We start from the raw sequence: 15,827 nt of genomic DNA, 5'->3' as shown, positions 1-15,827 counted from the left end.
AATCTACTCATATAGTTTAGTATAAAAAGGCAATTCTGAAAAGTCCTCTATGACACCAATGTAAGATAAGTCAAAACCTTGCACATCTTCCTCATGGTGCTATAATAAAGATGTCGGTCTGTCTAGAAATAATACACTTTTAGGCAGATATGACTTAGAAAGAGGTGTTTATGACATATTCAAAGAAGGTTTCCCTTTCTGAGGTAAACCAATCCATAGATACACCAAATAATAATCGTTTTTGGCAAAATCTTAAGGCTTTCTTGGGACCTGGGGCTCTTGTGGCCGTGGGTTACATGGATCCAGGGAACTGGATTACCAGTGTCGTCGGTGGGGCGACCTACAAGTATAGTCTGCTTTTTGTCATCTTAATTTCATCTTTAATCGCTATGCAGTTGCAACAAATGGCTGGGAAATTAGGGATTGTGACCCAAATGGACTTAGCTCAAGCGACTGCCTATCACTCGCCCAAATGGTTGCGATACACACTTTGGGTGATTCTGGAGCTTGCCTTAATGGCAACGGATTTGGCTGAGGTGCTTGGTTCTGCCATTGCTCTTAACCTGCTCTTTGGTATTCCAATTATGGTTGCCATTCTGGTGACAGTCCTTGATGTCTTCCTGCTACTGCTCATCATGAAGCTGGGATTCAAAAAAATCGAGGCTATTGTTTCAACCTTGATTTTGACTATCTTGGTTATCTTTGTCTATCTGGTAGCCTTGTCTGAACCTAGTATTACGGGAATCCTAGAGGGTTATCTCCCTACGCCAGCGCTCTTCGAGCCACATGCTGCTGGACATACCAACCAGTTGACCTTGGCGCTTGGGATTGTGGGTGCGACCGTTATGCCACATAACCTCTACTTGCACTCATCCTTGTCACAGACTCGTAAGGTTGACTATTCTGATGGCAAAGACGTGACTAAGGCTGTCCGTTTCATGACCTGGGATTCTAACATCCAGTTGACTTTGGCCTTTGTGGTTAACTCCCTCCTCTTGATTTTGGGAGCAGCTCTCTTCTTTGGTCATGCTTCTGATATTTCAGCTTTCTCACAGATGTACAATGCTCTTCAGGACTCTAAGATTGCTGGTGCGGTAGCTAGTTCGACACTTTCAACACTCTTTGCCTTGGCGCTCTTGGCTAGTGGTCAAAACTCTACCATTACTGGTACTCTGACTGGCCAAATTGTCATGGAAGGCTTTCTCCACATGAGGTTACCGCAGTGGGTAATTCGTTTATTCACACGTCTCTTCGCCTTGCTACCTGTTATCGTTGTAGCTATTCTCTACGGTGATCAAGAAAAGACTCTGGATCAACTGCTGGTTTATTCACAGGTTTTCCTTTCACTTGCCTTGCCATTTTCTATCTTCCCTTTGATTTACTATACTTCTAAGAAATCACTCATGGGAAAACACGTCAATGCCAAGTGGAATACCTTCCTTGGTTATGCCATCGCTATTGTCCTAACCATTCTCAATCTCAAACTTATCTTTGATACGTTTTAAACAAAAAAATAAGGCCAGCGCCATGCTGACCTTGTTTTAGTTTTTGAAGGCGTCAACGAGAACTTGGAATTCTTCGTTGCTGAGGGTAATCCCCTTGCCCATCTTGGTATGGTCTGGACTCCATGTACGGATGTCATACTTAGCTGGTGCGCCATTGAAACTCACACGATTGAGTTCCTTAGTCCAACCCTTGTCATTCTCAGACAAGACCAAGAGTTTTTCTTCAATTTCAAATGAAAATTCTGCCATTTGCTTACCTCCACTAGCTTTATTCGTTTTTTTCTGTGAAAATTGTCTGTTTTAGAATGAAGTTATCCACAAAAATTCACCTTTCATGCTATAATTATTTTATCAAGAAACGAGGGAAATGACCATGATAAACTTTTTAGAAGCCGTAAAGCATCAGCTTCATCAGTTTGTGGAAATAGGTCACAGCAAACCTGTCCACCTAATGCAGAATCAACTTATTAACGATATCTATCATGCTATTGATCATAATCAAATGGTCATGCTGACATCCAATCAGAAGACCTATAAGGGCTACATCAACCGTTATGACAGGGAGCGACAAGCCATCTTTATCGAGCAGGATAAGGTCATCAGCATGATTGAACTTGATGAAATCAAACGTCTAAAAATCATATCACAACGAGGTTAAGTTTATCAGTTAACCTCGTTTTATTATTAGGTTGACTTTTTTGAAACCACTTGCTATAATAAGTTAACTATTTATTTACGAAAGGTTAACTAAAAATGACACAAAATCGTACACTGTCACTTATTCTTCCAGCTTTTGGTGCTGCCATCATTGCTGCCCTAGCTCAAATTGTTATTCCTATCGGTGCAGTTCCCATTACTCTGCAAACTTTTGCTGTCGGACTTGTTGCTGCTATCCTTAAGCCAAGAGAGGCGACACTTGCTGCTACCCTCTACCTGATTCTAGGCGCCATTGGTCTACCAGTTTTTGCAGGTGGAGGCGGTGGGCTCCAATCCTTCTTTGGACCTTCAGCTGGCTATTTGTTGGCCTATCCATTTTTCGCCTTTGTCACTTCAAAACTAACTCATGCTGAGACTCCTATCTGGAAAATCTTTGTGGCTTTTGTTTTGGGAGATGCACTTGTCTTTGTTGGTGGTATCCTCAGCCTGCACTTTCTCGGAAAAATGGGATGGTCTGCAGCTGTAGCTGTTGGCTTGACACCCTTTATTATTCCTGACCTCTTAAAAGGTCTCATCGTCGCTTTGGTGACTAAGCCAGTCTTAAAAGCTCTTAAAAATCATAGTTACTTTAACTAAAAAAGATTGAAGACTTTGTTCATGTGAACAGAATCTTCAATCTTTTTATTTTTCAAAATAAATATCATAGTGCTTTGAACAAGCTGGGTTGAAGGCACTGTGACAATTGGGACAAGCTTCTACATCTTGATACTCCTCAATTGTCATCTCATGCCTACAAACGCCACAGATAAGGATCTTGTCCTGCTTCAATTGACAAGGATAAGCTCGAAAGCTATGTTTCTCTAAGCAATCATGACACTGATAACAGGCATAATACTTCTGGCACTCGAAGCATTTTAGGGCAACTATATCTAGTGGAGAATGGTAGTGTTGACACCTACTCTGATCATCTACCAGGAGCCCATTGATTTGACTTGTCATTAGGCACGAACAGTTTTGCTTGAACCGTCTTTTTGGTAGAGGTTAATCAAACCTTCTTTAGTTGAACGAATCATGTCACCAGGTTTAACTTCTTGTGGCACGGTAATTGTAAGAAGTTCCATTGGGTTTGGTGCACGGTCAATCTTGTTACCATTGGCATCGTGAAGGTCTTTGATATCACACTCGAAATGACGGAAGCCTGGTCCGTAGAATTCAACGTGGTCACCTTCGAGGATAACGTTACGTTGACGGATAGTAGCTGTCATAGTTGCTGGATCAAAGTCTACGACTTCACCAACGAATTTGTATTGTGGAATCTTACGACGAGCTCCAAAGAGTTGTTCGTTTTCTGTTGGTGTCTTGTAGTAGAAACCTGTTGCCAATTCACGCTGGGCAACTTTCCAGAGTTCGTTAATCAAATCATCTTTGATGGCATAAAAGGCTTCTGCACTTTCCATGTAAGCGTCACAAGCAGCCTTGTAACAGTTGGCAACTGTTGAGACATAGTGGACAGATTTCATACGACCTTCGATTTTAAGGCTATCAACGCCATTATCGATAAGGTCAGGGATATTTTCAATCATACACATGTCAACGGCTGACATAGAGTATTCTTCAGGAACTTCACCTTTGATACTCTTACGTTCTTGGCCGAATGGCATGTCGTAAAGGTCATATTTCCAACGACAAGACTGTGAACAACCACCACGGTTGGCATCACGGTCTGACATGTGGTTAGAAAGGGTACAGCGACCTGAGTATGAGATACACATAGCGCCATGGACAAAGGCCTCAATTTCAAGATCCGTACGCTTACGGATTTCAGCCAACTCTTCCATGGTAACCTCACGTGCCAAAACGACACGGGTCAAACCATACTCTTTCCAAAAATGGAAGGTTTCAACGTTTGTCGCAGATGCTTGTGTAGACAAGTGGATGTTAAGTCCTGGTGCGTAGGTTGAACAGATTTCAATCAAGGCTGGGTCAGATACGATAACAGCATCGAGTCCCATGTCACGCAATTCACGGAACCACTCACCAGCACCTTTTTCATTTCCTTCATGGGTAACCATGTTTGAAGCAACGTGCACATCAACACCACGAGCGTGAGCATATTCGATACCTTCTCGAAGCTCATCCATGGTAAAGTTTCCGGCACGGCTACGCAAACCATAGGCTTGTCCACCAACGAAAACAGCATCTGCGCCGTAATTTACAGCGACTTTCAATTTTTCCAAAGTTCCAGCAGGTACAAGTACCTCTGGGCGTTTTTTAGTTGTAGTCATAATTTCTCCAATTTGCAAGATTGTCGATTTTAAGTTTTGAACAACTCCTTCGTTCCCTGAAAATGGAAAACTCTCAAACGAAGGAGGAAGTATTTTTATTTTACACGGTCAGGTTCATAGTCGTAGAAACCTGTGTCCAAACCACGGTTGGCTGGGTGTAATTTATGAATAGCCTCATCAAAGAGGAAGGCTTGGTCTTGTGAAAATTCGCCAGCCTCGATGAGGTCACGAGCCTTCACAAAATACTCAGTGATTTTTACAAAGTTTTCACCTGGGCAATAAACGCCGTCCAACTTCCAGTGGTCAAAACCATGTTCAACGAGTTCTGAAAGTTTAGTCATCATATCCAAGTCATTGTTGGCAAAGATATGTGTCCCGTGCATATCTTCATAAACTGAGTAGTGAGAATCTGGATCTCCTGGCTCAGAAAGGAAGAGGTCACGTTCTTTGGTAACAGCTTCATCCGTTTTGATAAAGTTGTAATAGTTTTGAAGAAGTGGACGTTTTGAGTGGTGAATGATACTTGCACCATAAACCAAAACCTCAGCTGGAATCTGAAGATTTTCAGCCATGATGAATAGTTCCGCAGATGGAATCTCACGAGCCAAAACCGCTTCAGATGCTCCTGCCTGTTTGCCCCAGAAATTAATCTGACGGCTAGAGGTTACCATAGTTGAAGCATCATAAATCATTTTGAAGGGACGTTTGTCACGGTTACAGATGTAGAAAACTCCTGCATCACCAACCGTGATATAATCTGCCTTGATTTCTTCAAGAAAATCAAGATAGTCTGGAAGAGCATCCATCATACCTTGGTGCATGAGGGCATTAACGGCAACAGTCAATTCCTTGCCTGACTCATGTACCAGCTCTGCAATCTTTCGCATTTCTGCGAATGAAAAAGGCTTAGGCAAACGAAGGCCAAAGGCTTTTTCGCCGATATAAATACGATCTACGCCAAGTTCTAGGAGCTCACGTGCTTGCTCGTAGCTCTCAGCAGTCGCTGTAATTACAATTTTTTCCATAACTCACATTATAGCACAAATGATTTGATTTTTTTAGAATTTTTAGGTTCAAAACTATGTATCTCAATATTTTAAATTAGTTTTTAAATACTATAATTTTCACAAAAATCAAAAAAAACTTTGCAATATAAATTTTTTATGGTATTATTAATGAGATTCTAAATAGTGAAATACTGACTAAGTATTTTAACCTACACGAAAAAGTGATTTAGATATTTTATATAGAAAGGAGGCAGACATGGCTGACAACTTACACCGTCAATTTGATCACATCGAAGATTTCGAGACTGAGCGTCTTCAAACGACGAATTACCAAGATTATCAAACTTTAAATAGTAATAGTATTAAGCTACAAGATATGATTTTCTTTGGACGTATCTCAAGCTTCTGTGTTTCAACAGTCCTAGTTGCCTTCCTTTTCTTGGTAGCACAGGTGGCTACCTTCTGGGCCTTCTTCTGGGCAATTACCATCAGCGTCATTGGTCAGATAGGCATTTATGTCCTAATCGAGTATTATAAAGCACAAAAACGTTGACTGTTTGGTCAACGTTTTTTTCGTACTAAAAAAAGCCTCATGGGCTTTCTTTTTATTTTGCTTCTGCTGCTTCTTCAGAGATATCTTTGATATCAATGACGATATCATCAACGATAGCTTTTGTTTCTGCTTCAACATCTGCTTGCTCAGGAGTTACTTGAGCAGTTTTCTCTTTGATAAGTTCAAAGCTCTCTTTTGCAAAGTCAGCAACTTGAGCTGTTTTTTCTTGGACAGCTTTTGTCAAATCATCCGCAGTGATGTCGCCATTTTCAAATTTTGTTTTATAGTCTTGGAAAGTATCGACTGCCAAATCTTTGTAGTCGTTAGCTTTTTCCACCACTTGATTTTGATAAGCTTTAGGATCTTCTTTGAATGAAGCGATTTCTTCATCAATACGTGCTTTAACAGCTTTACCTTTTTCAGTTGTAAAGAAGTATGCTGCTGCAGCTCCAGAAGCTGCACCAATGATTAGGGTATTTAAAAATTTACTCATGAAAAGATCTCCTTATTTTTTCTTGTCTTTTTTACCAAAAAGTTTTGAGGCAACCTTACCGATAGCAAAGGCTGAACCTGCCTTACCGACACTTGCTCCTGCTGCACTTGCTTTAGCACCGAGGTAACGGGCTTCAGTATTCAAGTCAGAGACACTTTCTGAAAGCTCAGCTACTGCTACAAAGAGAGGATCGATGGTTTGAACTTTTTCATTAACATCTTCAACCAAGACGTTTGCCTTAGCCAAGATTTCATTTGTTTGATGAAGGGTTACATTGATATCTGTACGAAGCACAGCAACTGTTTCTTCAACTTCTTTAACCACATGACGGGTACGAAGTAGGGTAGGGATTAATGCAATGAGGAACGCAGCAAGTGCGATTGCGATAATAAGAAATGCAATTTCTGCCATAGTTTAGGACTCCTTTGACCTTTTTAAAAGGTTACTACAAGAAAACTGAAATAGATTCTTCAGTTTCCAGTAACCTTTGTTATGATAATTTTCATTATATTATAACAAAGTCTGAGCGGTATGACTAGTTTTTCATTTTATAATCTGCCTCTGGACGTTGCTTTCGCAAATATAGTAAGATAGCACCCAAGATGATAATGGCGATGCTGACCCATTGAGAAACACGCAAGCCAGCAAACATGAGACTATCGGTACGCATACCTTCAATGACAAAACGTCCAAGACCATACCAGATAAGGTAAAATGAGGTCACATCTCCTTGACGTAGTTTCTTATAAAAGCGTCTTAGTCCTAGGATAGTGATAAATCCGACTAAGTTCCAAAGACTTTCATAAAGAAAGGTCGGTACACGATAACTCCCATCAATGAACATCTGCTGGCGAATAAATTCTGGGACATAATTCAGATGACTAACTGCTCTTCCGTAAGCCTCTTGGTTAACAAAATTTCCCCAGCGACCGATACTCTGAGCAATCATAACGCCAGGTGATGCAATATCAAGAAAATCCAAGACAGCAATGGCATGACGTTTCGAAAACCAATAGAGGACAGCTGCACCTGCAATCAAGCCACCATAAATGGCAATTCCGCCATTCCAAATCGCAACAATTTCTGAAAGATTCTGACTGTAGTAAGACCACTGGAAGATCACATAGTAGAGCCTTGCACCAACAATGGCTATAGGAAAGGCAAGAAGAATAAAATCTAGGATGTTTTCAGGGTCAATTCCCTTTTCGGGAGCCCAACGCTGAGCCAGATAAACGGCTAGTAAAAGACCAGATACAATACAGATGGCATACCAATGAATACTGATTGGACCAAGTCTTAGGGCAATTGGATCAATGGTAGCTAACATCAGTCTTCACCATTCTTACTAATGAGGTTGGTCAAACGGTCCTCAAAGGTTTTGGTTGCATCAAATCCCATTTGCTTAGCACGATAGTTCATTGCTGCAGCTTCGATAACGACTGAAACGTTACGTCCTGTCTTAACAGGAATGCGGATACGTGGAATCTTAACGCCCTGCAATTCAATTTCTTCATTGCCATTTCCAAGACGGTCAAAGATCTTGCCATTTTCAAAATTATCAAGATAAATAGCCAACTGAACTTGAGAGGAATTACGGACAGCACTAGCTCCGTAAAGGCTCATAACGTCAATGATCCCAACCCCACGAATTTCAAGAAGATGGCGGAGGATTTCCGCGGGCTCACCCCAGAGAGTCTCCTCATCCTTAGCATAAACATCCACACGGTCGTCAGCGACAAGACGGTGACCACGTTTCACCAACTCAAGCCCTGTCTCACTCTTACCGATGCCAGAGTCTCCTTGAATAAGAACTCCCATCCCGTAGATATCTACCAAAACACCATGGACACTAGTTCGTTCAGCTAATTGCGAGTTAAGATACCAAGACATGTCACCTGAAAGCGACGATGTGCCGTTTCGTCCTTGAAGAACTGCTACACCATTTTCCTTAGCAGCTCGAAGCATCTCTTCCGGAATCTCAAGACCACGCGCCACGATAACAGCTGGAGTTTCCGCTTTAAACATATTCGCAAAAACAGAATAACGGTTGTAATCAGTCATGGTTTTAAGGTAGGACCACTCCTTCATCCCAACCAACTGAAGTCGTTCAGGTGAATAATAGTCAAAATACCCCGTCATTTCTAAACCAGGACGAGAGATATCAGCTGTTGTTATTGGTTTTGACAAAAGTTTTTCGTTCCCATAGACAACCTTAAGCTTAAGCCTATCAACCAGCATTTTAACAGTTACTGTCATGTTATTTCCTCCGATTATTTACTAGTTTCATTGTATCATAAAAAGGTTTTCAATGCGGTTCTCAAAGCAAAAAAGACCTATGACTAGCACTGGAGCCAATCATAGATCTTTTCTATTATAATTTACTTACCAGTTCCACTCGTCTTCTACAGGTTCAGCGTTTTTGCGTTTTCTTCCATCCTTAAGTTTTACTTCGGGATAAATATCCTCTTTGTAAGGAAGGAGAAGGGCTAAAACCAAGTATAAGAAGATTCCAAACTGCGTTGAAACCATTAGAATAACAGCCAAGATACGAGCCAAAGCTAGGTCCCAACCAAACTTATCTGCCAAACCTGCAACAACACCGGCGACGAGTCTATTTTTTCGTGTCTTATAAAAACGATTTGACATGGTCTTCTTCTCCCATCATTTCTTTGATTTAATTATATGATTTTTTTAAATTAAAAAAATCAGCCCTAGGACTGATTTAGAAAAATGAGCTTGCCTCGACACAGACCGCATCCAAACTTCTGTGTATTGACACGGCGTTTGCGACGGTAGATATGACCACAAGATTGGCACTGATAAAGGTAGTACTTCTCCTTTTGACCTTGCATCTTTGGAGCGTATCTAAGGCCTTCAACCTTGGCTAGTAAGTCCTTAAAATCTCTATCAACATGCTTGTAGCCCTTACCTTGAAAATAAAGGTGATAATGACAGAGCTCGTGGCGGACGATTTTTCGAAAGGTCTCAAGACCATGTTCCTCATAGAGTTTTGGGTTGAAATCTAAGTGTCCATCATTGGGAAAGAACCGCCCTCCAGTGGTCCGGAGACGCTTGTTCCACAAGGCTTGATGCTTAAATTCCCAGCCAAAATCTTCTATAGAAACAGTCTTAACATAATCAGTTAGATTCACGTGGATTCACCAAGGAGAGGTTGAGTTTTTCATGCTCCAAATCAACTTTTGATACCCACACGGTAACCAAATCCCCAACAGAAACGACCTGACTTGGGTGGTTAACGAAGCTCTTGCTCATCTCAGAGATATGGATAAGGCCATCCTCATGGACACCGATATCCACAAAGGCACCAAAGTCCACAACATTTCGGACTGTCCCTTCAAGTTTTTGTCCTACTGACAAGTCTTTGAGTTCAAGAACATCCTGACGAAGCACTGGTGCTTCAAAATCATCACGGAGGTCACGACCTGGTTTCAAAAGGTCAGCGATGATATCTTTAAGGGTTTCCTGACCAAGCCCTAGCTCTTCTGCTGTTTCTTTAAGATTAAGAGCCTTCAATTTCTCTTTGGCAGAGTCGTCCAAATCTGTGATATCCAACTGCTCGAAGAGGTCTTTTACCGCTGGATAAGACTCTGGGTGGACTCCCGTATTATCCAAGATATTCTTGGCATTTGGAATACGAAGGAAACCAGCTGCTTGTTCGAAGGCCTTGGCACCGAGACGTGGAACCTTTTTGATTTCAGCACGTGATGCAATCTCACCATTTTCCTCACGGTAGGCGACGATATTTTCAGAGATGGTCTTGTTGAGTCCTGACACGTGTGACAAGAGGGTACTACTTGCCGTATTGACATTGACACCGACTTGGTTAACCACGGTATCAACGACGAAATCAAGATTTTCAGACAGTTTCTTCTGACTAACATCATGCTGGTATTGGCCTACTCCGATTGATTTAGGGTCAATCTTAACCAACTCGGCCAACGGGTCTTGGAGACGACGGGCAATAGAAATGGCAGAGCGTTTTTCAACCGTCAAATCTGGAAACTCATGGCGAGCCAACTCTGATGCAGAATAGACAGAGGCACCACTTTCATTAACAATGACATAAGAAGTTTCTGGGAAATCCTTGAGGACTTCTGCCACAAAAGCTTCACTTTCACGGCTTGCTGTTCCATTACCAATCGCAATAATCTCAATGGTATACTTTTTGATGAGGTCAGCCAAGTCTTTTTTAGCCTGTGCGATTTTAGCCTGACTTGCTGGAGCTACTGGATAGATAACTTGCGTTGTAATGAGCTTACCAGTTTGATCAACCACGGCCAACTTAGCCCCTGTACGAAAGGCTGGGTCAAAACCAAGTACCATCTTGCCTTTAAGTGGCGATACTAGAAGGAGGCTTCGAAGATTTTGAGAGAAAAGTTGAATAGCACCATCTTCTGCTGCTTCAGTCAATTCGCTTCGGATACGACGCTCCATAGCTGGAATGATTTTCTTCTTGAGAGATTGATTGATAACTTCCTCGATATAGTCATTCTTTTGTTTGAAACGAGCACTGTAGAAACGGTGCATTTTCTCAAGATTGTGCTTAAAGCTTACCTTGATAACGCCTAGTTTCTCACCACGGTTAAGGGCTAACGTACGGTAACCTTGAAGTTTAGACACCTTGTCCTCAAAATCATAGTAAATCTTGAAAATTTCTTTTTCATCCAGCGATTGATCCTTGAGGGTTGAAGTGATGTCACTGTTGTTCCAGATTTCGTTGTAGGTCCAAGAGCGCAAGCTATTGTCCTCAGAAAAGGCCTCAACCAAAATATCCACAGCACCCGCAAGTGCCTTATCAGCTGTTGGAAAGGCTTCAGATGTCAACTTTTCAGCTTCAGCCTTGAGGTTGGGACTATTTTGCAAGATAAGACGAGCCAATGGGAAAAGACCTGCTTCACGGGCAATAGTCGCTTTGGTGCGGCGTTTTTCCTTATAGGGGAGGTAGAGTTCTTCCACGTCTGCCAACTTTTCAGCCGCTTCAATGGCTACCTTGAGTTGGTCAGTCAATTTACCCTGAGCCTCGATCTTAGCCAAAACCGTTTCCTTGCGGTCTTGAAGAGTAGTCAAGGACTTGTCCATATCAATGATAGCCTTGATTTGCGTTTCATCCAGATTGCCTGTTTTTTCCTTACGGTAACGGGCGATGAAGGGGATGGTATTGCCTTCTGCGGTCAATTCCAAAACAGTTTCAACTTGTTGTTTTTTTAGGCCCAATTCCTGAGCCAGTGTCTCTAGATTACGATTTTTCATAAGTTCTATTATACCACGATAGGAGATTTGCTTGGGTAGAAAACCTTGTAGCTGAAGCGAGAATTTTTAAGCAAGAGGTAGTATAATAGAAAGGTAAACCTATTGTTAGGGGCTATTTCTAACAGAAATGACGCCCTTAGTATCTTATTGCAACTGAACTCGGGCTATTTCTTTCGGAAAATAGATGCATCTTCCTAGAAGCAAAGCTTCTTCGGCCGATGCCCTAATTTTCTGTCAGAAATGACGCTCTTAGTATCTTATTTTAACTCGGAGGCTTTTTATGGCGGTTATTCAGAAAAAAACAAATGAACTTGAAAGCATGATGGCATCTTTTGCGGCTATCCCTGATTTTGAGAAGGCGGGAACTGATCCTAAGAAGGACAAACGTCTTCAAGAAGATAAGAAGAAATAATAGTTATGGCTATTTTTCATCAACTACCAGATAGCGTTTTGCAGCTTCTGGCAGTTTTTCTATCTATTATTATCGAAGCCCTGCCCTTTGTTTTGTTGGGAAGTATTCTGTCTGGCTTTATCGAAGTCTTCGTGACTCCTGAAAAGGTCCAAAACTTCCTGCCGAAAAACAAGATCCTGGCTATTCTTTTTGGAACTCTAATTGGTTTTATTTTCCCTTCTTGTGAGTGTGGGATTGTTCCCATTATCACGCGCTTTTTAGAGAAAAAAGTGCCTAGCTACACGGCTATTCCTTTCATGGCAACAGCTCCTATCATTAATCCAGTCGTTCTTTTTGCGACCTATACGGCCTTTGGGAACTCTTGGTACTACGTGATTTTACGTTTCCTCGGGGCTTTCTTGATTGCCATGATTTTGGGAATCTTGCTGGGCTTTGTGGTAGATGACCAGATTCTTAAGGAAAATCGAAAGGTCAGTCATGTGCACGACTATAGTGGTTTGTCAGCTGGTAAGAAAGTTTTTCAAGCCTTGATTCATGCTGTCGACGAGTTCTTTGACACTGGACGTTACCTGATTTTCGGGAGTCTGGTGGCCGCAAGTATGCAGACCTACCTACCTACCCGTATTCTTACGACAATCGGGCACAATTCGGTGACAGCCATCCTCATCATGATGCTTTTGGCCTTTATCCTCTCGCTTTGTTCTGAGGCAGATGCCTTTATCGGGGCTTCCTTACTCTCTAGTTTTGGAGTGGCACCAACGGTGGCCTTTCTCATCATCGGTCCTATGGTTGATATCAAGAACCTAATCATGATGAAACACCAGTTTAAGACACGCTTTGTTGGTCTCTTCGTAGGAACCGCAAGTCTGGTGACAATCATTTACTGTCTGGTATTGGGGGTGATTTAATGTTACGTTTTCTCATCTTATCTGGGTATTTTGAGCTGGTCATGTACTTGCAAGTTTCTGGCAAGCTCAACCAGTACATTAATATCCACTACTCCTACTTGGCCTACATTTCCATGGTGCTTTCCTTTATCCTCGCTGTGGTTCAACTCATTGTTTGGATGAAGCAGATGAAGGTTCACTCGCATTTGTCAGGTCGAGTAGCCAAGGTAGCCAGCATCGTTCTCTTGGCCTTTCCAGTCCTTACGGGGCTCTTGGTGCCAACAGTAACCTTGGATGCCAATACCGTATCAGCTAAGGGCTATCATTTTCCACTGGCGGCAGGGAGCGATCCTAACCAGGCCGACCAAGAGGGAACGACTATCCAGTACTTGAAGCCAGATACCAGCTCCTACTTCACCTCCTCAGCCTATGAGAAGGAGATGACCAAGGAGCTAGCCAAGTACAAGGGACGTGAGACCATCCAGATTACCACGGAAAATTACATGGAAGTCATGGAGCTCATCTACCTCTATCCTAACGATTTCATGGGCAAGAAGGTCACCTATACCGGCTTTGTTTACAATGACCCACAGACCAAGGGTTATCAGTTCATCTTCCGTTTCGGTATTATCCACTGTATCGCCGATTCAGGTGTTTACGGACTGGCGACGACAGGAAGTGACCAAACCTTCAAGGATAATACCTGGGTAAAAGTCACTGGTACCATCACTGTGGATTATTATCAAAATCTTAAACAGAGCCTCCCTATCCTTAATTTGACTGAGATTAAAGAGGTCGGTCAGCCTGACAATCCTTATGTTTATCGCGTATTTTAAAAAGCCAAGTTCAGTTGAACTGGCTTTTTCTTCTTGTGCAAAATGGATTTGTCTAGACTTCTTTTGCTAGGGCTATTGCTTTTTCAAGGGCTTGGTCCGTCGACTCGCAGATATTATCTGGACCGATAGTCTGGATGAAGCCTGATTTTTCGAGAACTCGGTAGGGTTGGGCGTTAACGTGAGAAAGAAGCAAGGTCATGCCACGTTTTTGGCAGATAGCAAGCGTTTCCTCAAGGGCATCCAGACCAGAGATATCCATAGCTGGAACGTTGCGCATGCGTAGGATAAGGACATTCTTACCATCGTCATTGATAACATTCAAGAAGTTATTGGCTGCACCAAAGAAGAGGGCACCAAAGATTTCATATACGACTGCATTTTTAGGGACTTGTTTCAAGTCGCTGTCCTCAGACAATATAGGATCGTCCAGATTTTCCTTGTCCACCCACTGACGGATTTGAGCCACGTCTGACATGCGTTTGAGGAAGAGGAAGGCTGCTAGGACCATACCAAATTCGATGGCAACCACTAGGTCAAAGAAAACGGTTAAGATAAAGGTTACGATAAGGACTGCTACATCACTCTTAGGGGCACGTTGAATCATACGAACGACAGTACGCCAACCGCTCATGTTATAACCGACAATCATTAGGATTGAGGCCAAACAGGTCATAGGAATCAATGAGGCATAAGGCATGAGAAAGAGTAAAATCAGAAGCAAGGTAAGGGCATGAACCATCCCCGCTACTGGTGTTCGTCCTCCATTTTTGACATTGGCTGCGGTACGGGCGATGGCACCCGTTGCAGGAATCCCGCCAAAGAGGGCTGACATGATATTCCCAACACCTTGGCCAATCAATTCAGCATTAGAGCGATGATTACCACCAATCATCCCGTCTGAAACAACGCAAGAAAGTAGGGATTCGATGGCTGCTAGTATGGCAATGGTGAAGGCTGGCGACATCATTTGACGAATCAAAGAAAATGATAAGTCAGGAACTGTGAAACTTGGAAGTCCTGCTTTGATGGTGTAAAGATCACCGATGGTTTTGACTGGCAGATGACCAAAAGCTACGATGGCTGTGGTCACAATAATTGCAACCAAAGACCCCGGAATTTTCTGAGAAAGGCGTGGCCAAAAGATTTGAATGACTAGGGCCAAGATACCAATTGCAAGTGTCGGCCAGCTAATACTTGATAGATGCTTCTCATAAGCTAGAAGTTTTTCTAAGAACTCAGCTGGCACGGACTTCATCTCAAGGCCCAGAAAATCTTTAACCTGTCCAGCCACAATCCCAACAGCTATCCCCAAGGTAAAACCAAGTGTGATGGTTTTGGGAATGAACTTGATCAGGTCACCAAAATGTAGGAGCCCCATGATAATAAGCATGAGTCCCGCCATGAGCGTGGCAAGGGTCAAACCAGCCATACCATACTGGGCAATGATGCCATAGATGATAACAACGAATGCTGCAGTCGGTCCACCAATCTGAACCCGACTACCTCCTAAAAAGGAAATAAAAAAGCCTGCAACGACTGCTGTGTAAAGACCTTGTTCGGGATTGACACCAGAGGCAATGGCAAGGGCAATCGACAAGGGCAGGGCAATGATAGCCACGATGACTCCTGCGATTAAGTCCTTAAGAAACTGGCCCTTAGAATAATTCCTGATGGTAGTGAAAAATTTGGGTGTGATATATTTTAAAGCGTCCATTTTTTCCTCCTAACTACTATCCTAAAACTCTTTAACTCAGTGAAATAACTCTTTTTCAATGAGTGTCAGACGCTTATCAATTTTACAATCTTATGATAGCATAGGAAAAGTTCATTTTCTAGGGGCTTGAGGGATTTAAAGCTATTATTTCAAGAATTTTTAATTTTCTTAGTTTAGAAGTGAAGGTATCAAAAAACAAGTCCAGAC

General features: G+C 42.3%; 19 protein-coding genes. 7 read left to right on the top strand and 12 right to left on the bottom strand.

Annotated features, from left to right (window positions below; all coding sequences use genetic code 11):
- Positions 1-170: 170 nt before the first annotated feature.
- A complete protein-coding gene (locus NYE32_RS03550) occupies positions 171-1,505 on the top strand; it encodes an Nramp family divalent metal transporter (protein WP_049545282.1) in 1,335 nt (444 codons plus the stop codon).
- A 36-nt stretch (positions 1,506-1,541) separates the two neighbouring features.
- On the opposite strand, the gene NYE32_RS03545 is transcribed toward NYE32_RS03550, so the two are convergent.
- Positions 1,542-1,754: a YdbC family protein gene (locus NYE32_RS03545; protein WP_002886106.1), complete on the bottom strand. Its 213-nt coding sequence runs from the start codon at positions 1,752-1,754 to the stop codon at positions 1,542-1,544.
- A 124-nt stretch (positions 1,755-1,878) separates the two neighbouring features.
- Between NYE32_RS03545 and NYE32_RS03540 the strand changes: the two genes are divergently transcribed.
- Positions 1,879-2,163: a hypothetical protein gene (locus NYE32_RS03540; protein WP_156685210.1), complete on the top strand. Its 285-nt coding sequence runs from the start codon at positions 1,879-1,881 to the stop codon at positions 2,161-2,163.
- Between the two features lie 95 nt (positions 2,164-2,258).
- Entirely contained in the window at positions 2,259-2,798 is a 540-nt protein-coding gene (locus NYE32_RS03535) for a biotin transporter BioY (protein ID WP_014634210.1), read from the top strand.
- Between the two features lie 45 nt (positions 2,799-2,843).
- Here the strand turns inward: NYE32_RS03535 and NYE32_RS03530 are convergent, their stop codons facing one another.
- From NYE32_RS03530 to NYE32_RS03520, 3 genes are all read right to left on the bottom strand, one after another.
- Positions 2,844-3,161 (bottom strand): CHY zinc finger protein, encoded by a 318-nt coding sequence (locus tag NYE32_RS03530; protein ID WP_083306734.1) that lies wholly within the window; start codon positions 3,159-3,161, stop codon positions 2,844-2,846.
- Positions 3,161-4,447: a U32 family peptidase gene (locus NYE32_RS03525; protein ID WP_002885971.1), complete on the bottom strand. Its 1,287-nt coding sequence runs from the start codon at positions 4,445-4,447 to the stop codon at positions 3,161-3,163. The genes NYE32_RS03530 and NYE32_RS03525 overlap by 1 nt, the downstream gene beginning before the upstream one ends.
- A 95-nt stretch (positions 4,448-4,542) precedes the next feature.
- Positions 4,543-5,472, bottom strand: coding sequence for a peptidase U32 family protein (locus tag NYE32_RS03520; protein ID WP_037603903.1), 930 nt, complete (start codon positions 5,470-5,472; stop codon positions 4,543-4,545).
- A gap of 238 nt (positions 5,473-5,710) precedes the next feature.
- Between NYE32_RS03520 and NYE32_RS03515 the strand changes: the two genes are divergently transcribed.
- Positions 5,711-6,007 carry a DUF3270 domain-containing protein gene (locus tag NYE32_RS03515; protein WP_037603906.1) on the top strand — a complete coding sequence of 99 codons (297 nt, stop codon included), beginning with the start codon at positions 5,711-5,713 and terminating at the stop codon, positions 6,005-6,007.
- 52 nt (positions 6,008-6,059) lie between these two features.
- On the opposite strand, the gene NYE32_RS03510 is transcribed toward NYE32_RS03515, so the two are convergent.
- From NYE32_RS03510 to NYE32_RS03480, 7 genes are all read right to left on the bottom strand, one after another.
- Complete coding sequence (locus NYE32_RS03510; protein WP_037603908.1) at positions 6,060-6,500, bottom strand: YtxH domain-containing protein; 441 nt, start codon at positions 6,498-6,500, stop codon at positions 6,060-6,062.
- Positions 6,501-6,512: 12 nt separating this feature from the next.
- The gene (locus NYE32_RS03505) at positions 6,513-6,911 is read right to left on the bottom strand and encodes a DUF948 domain-containing protein (RefSeq protein WP_002885965.1); all 399 of its coding nucleotides are present in this window, start codon (positions 6,909-6,911) and stop codon (positions 6,513-6,515) included.
- A 124-nt stretch (positions 6,912-7,035) separates the two neighbouring features.
- Positions 7,036-7,827, bottom strand: a complete 792-nt coding sequence (gene lgt, locus NYE32_RS03500; protein WP_048790722.1) for a prolipoprotein diacylglyceryl transferase — start codon at positions 7,825-7,827, stop codon at positions 7,036-7,038.
- Complete coding sequence (hprK, locus tag NYE32_RS03495) at positions 7,827-8,756, bottom strand: HPr(Ser) kinase/phosphatase (protein WP_080611433.1); 930 nt, start codon at positions 8,754-8,756, stop codon at positions 7,827-7,829. The genes lgt and hprK overlap by 1 nt, the downstream gene beginning before the upstream one ends.
- A 126-nt stretch (positions 8,757-8,882) precedes the next feature.
- Positions 8,883-9,146, bottom strand: a complete 264-nt coding sequence (locus NYE32_RS03490; protein WP_073950154.1) for a PspC domain-containing protein — start codon at positions 9,144-9,146, stop codon at positions 8,883-8,885.
- A gap of 65 nt (positions 9,147-9,211) precedes the next feature.
- Positions 9,212-9,652, bottom strand: a complete 441-nt coding sequence (locus tag NYE32_RS03485; protein ID WP_073950153.1) for a SprT family protein — start codon at positions 9,650-9,652, stop codon at positions 9,212-9,214.
- The gene (locus NYE32_RS03480) at positions 9,639-11,771 is read right to left on the bottom strand and encodes a Tex family protein (RefSeq protein ID WP_080611434.1); all 2,133 of its coding nucleotides are present in this window, start codon (positions 11,769-11,771) and stop codon (positions 9,639-9,641) included. The genes NYE32_RS03485 and NYE32_RS03480 overlap by 14 nt, the downstream gene beginning before the upstream one ends.
- Before the next feature lie 280 nt (positions 11,772-12,051).
- Between NYE32_RS03480 and NYE32_RS03475 the strand changes: the two genes are divergently transcribed.
- Genes NYE32_RS03475 through NYE32_RS03465 form a run of 3 tightly spaced genes read left to right on the top strand, consistent with a single transcriptional unit; the run spans position 12,052 to position 13,906 of the window.
- Positions 12,052-12,183 (top strand): SPJ_0845 family protein, encoded by a 132-nt coding sequence (locus NYE32_RS03475; protein WP_002885949.1) that lies wholly within the window; start codon positions 12,052-12,054, stop codon positions 12,181-12,183.
- A gap of 5 nt (positions 12,184-12,188) precedes the next feature.
- The gene (locus NYE32_RS03470; protein WP_073950151.1) at positions 12,189-13,091 is read left to right on the top strand and encodes a permease; all 903 of its coding nucleotides are present in this window, start codon (positions 12,189-12,191) and stop codon (positions 13,089-13,091) included.
- Positions 13,091-13,906 carry a TIGR03943 family protein gene (locus tag NYE32_RS03465; protein ID WP_073950150.1) on the top strand — a complete coding sequence of 272 codons (816 nt, stop codon included), beginning with the start codon at positions 13,091-13,093 and terminating at the stop codon, positions 13,904-13,906. The genes NYE32_RS03470 and NYE32_RS03465 overlap by 1 nt, the downstream gene beginning before the upstream one ends.
- A gap of 52 nt (positions 13,907-13,958) precedes the next feature.
- Here NYE32_RS03465 and NYE32_RS03460 read toward each other — a convergent pair whose 3' ends face one another.
- Complete coding sequence (locus NYE32_RS03460; protein WP_080611435.1) at positions 13,959-15,620, bottom strand: SulP family inorganic anion transporter; 1,662 nt, start codon at positions 15,618-15,620, stop codon at positions 13,959-13,961.
- Positions 15,621-15,827 lie beyond the last annotated feature (207 nt).

This window comes from Streptococcus sp. FSL R7-0248, assembly GCF_037967965.1.
Taxonomy (GTDB): domain Bacteria; phylum Bacillota; class Bacilli; order Lactobacillales; family Streptococcaceae; genus Streptococcus.
The sequence above is the reverse complement of the archived record's forward strand: the minus strand, read 5'-3'. Positions and strand labels throughout refer to the sequence as shown.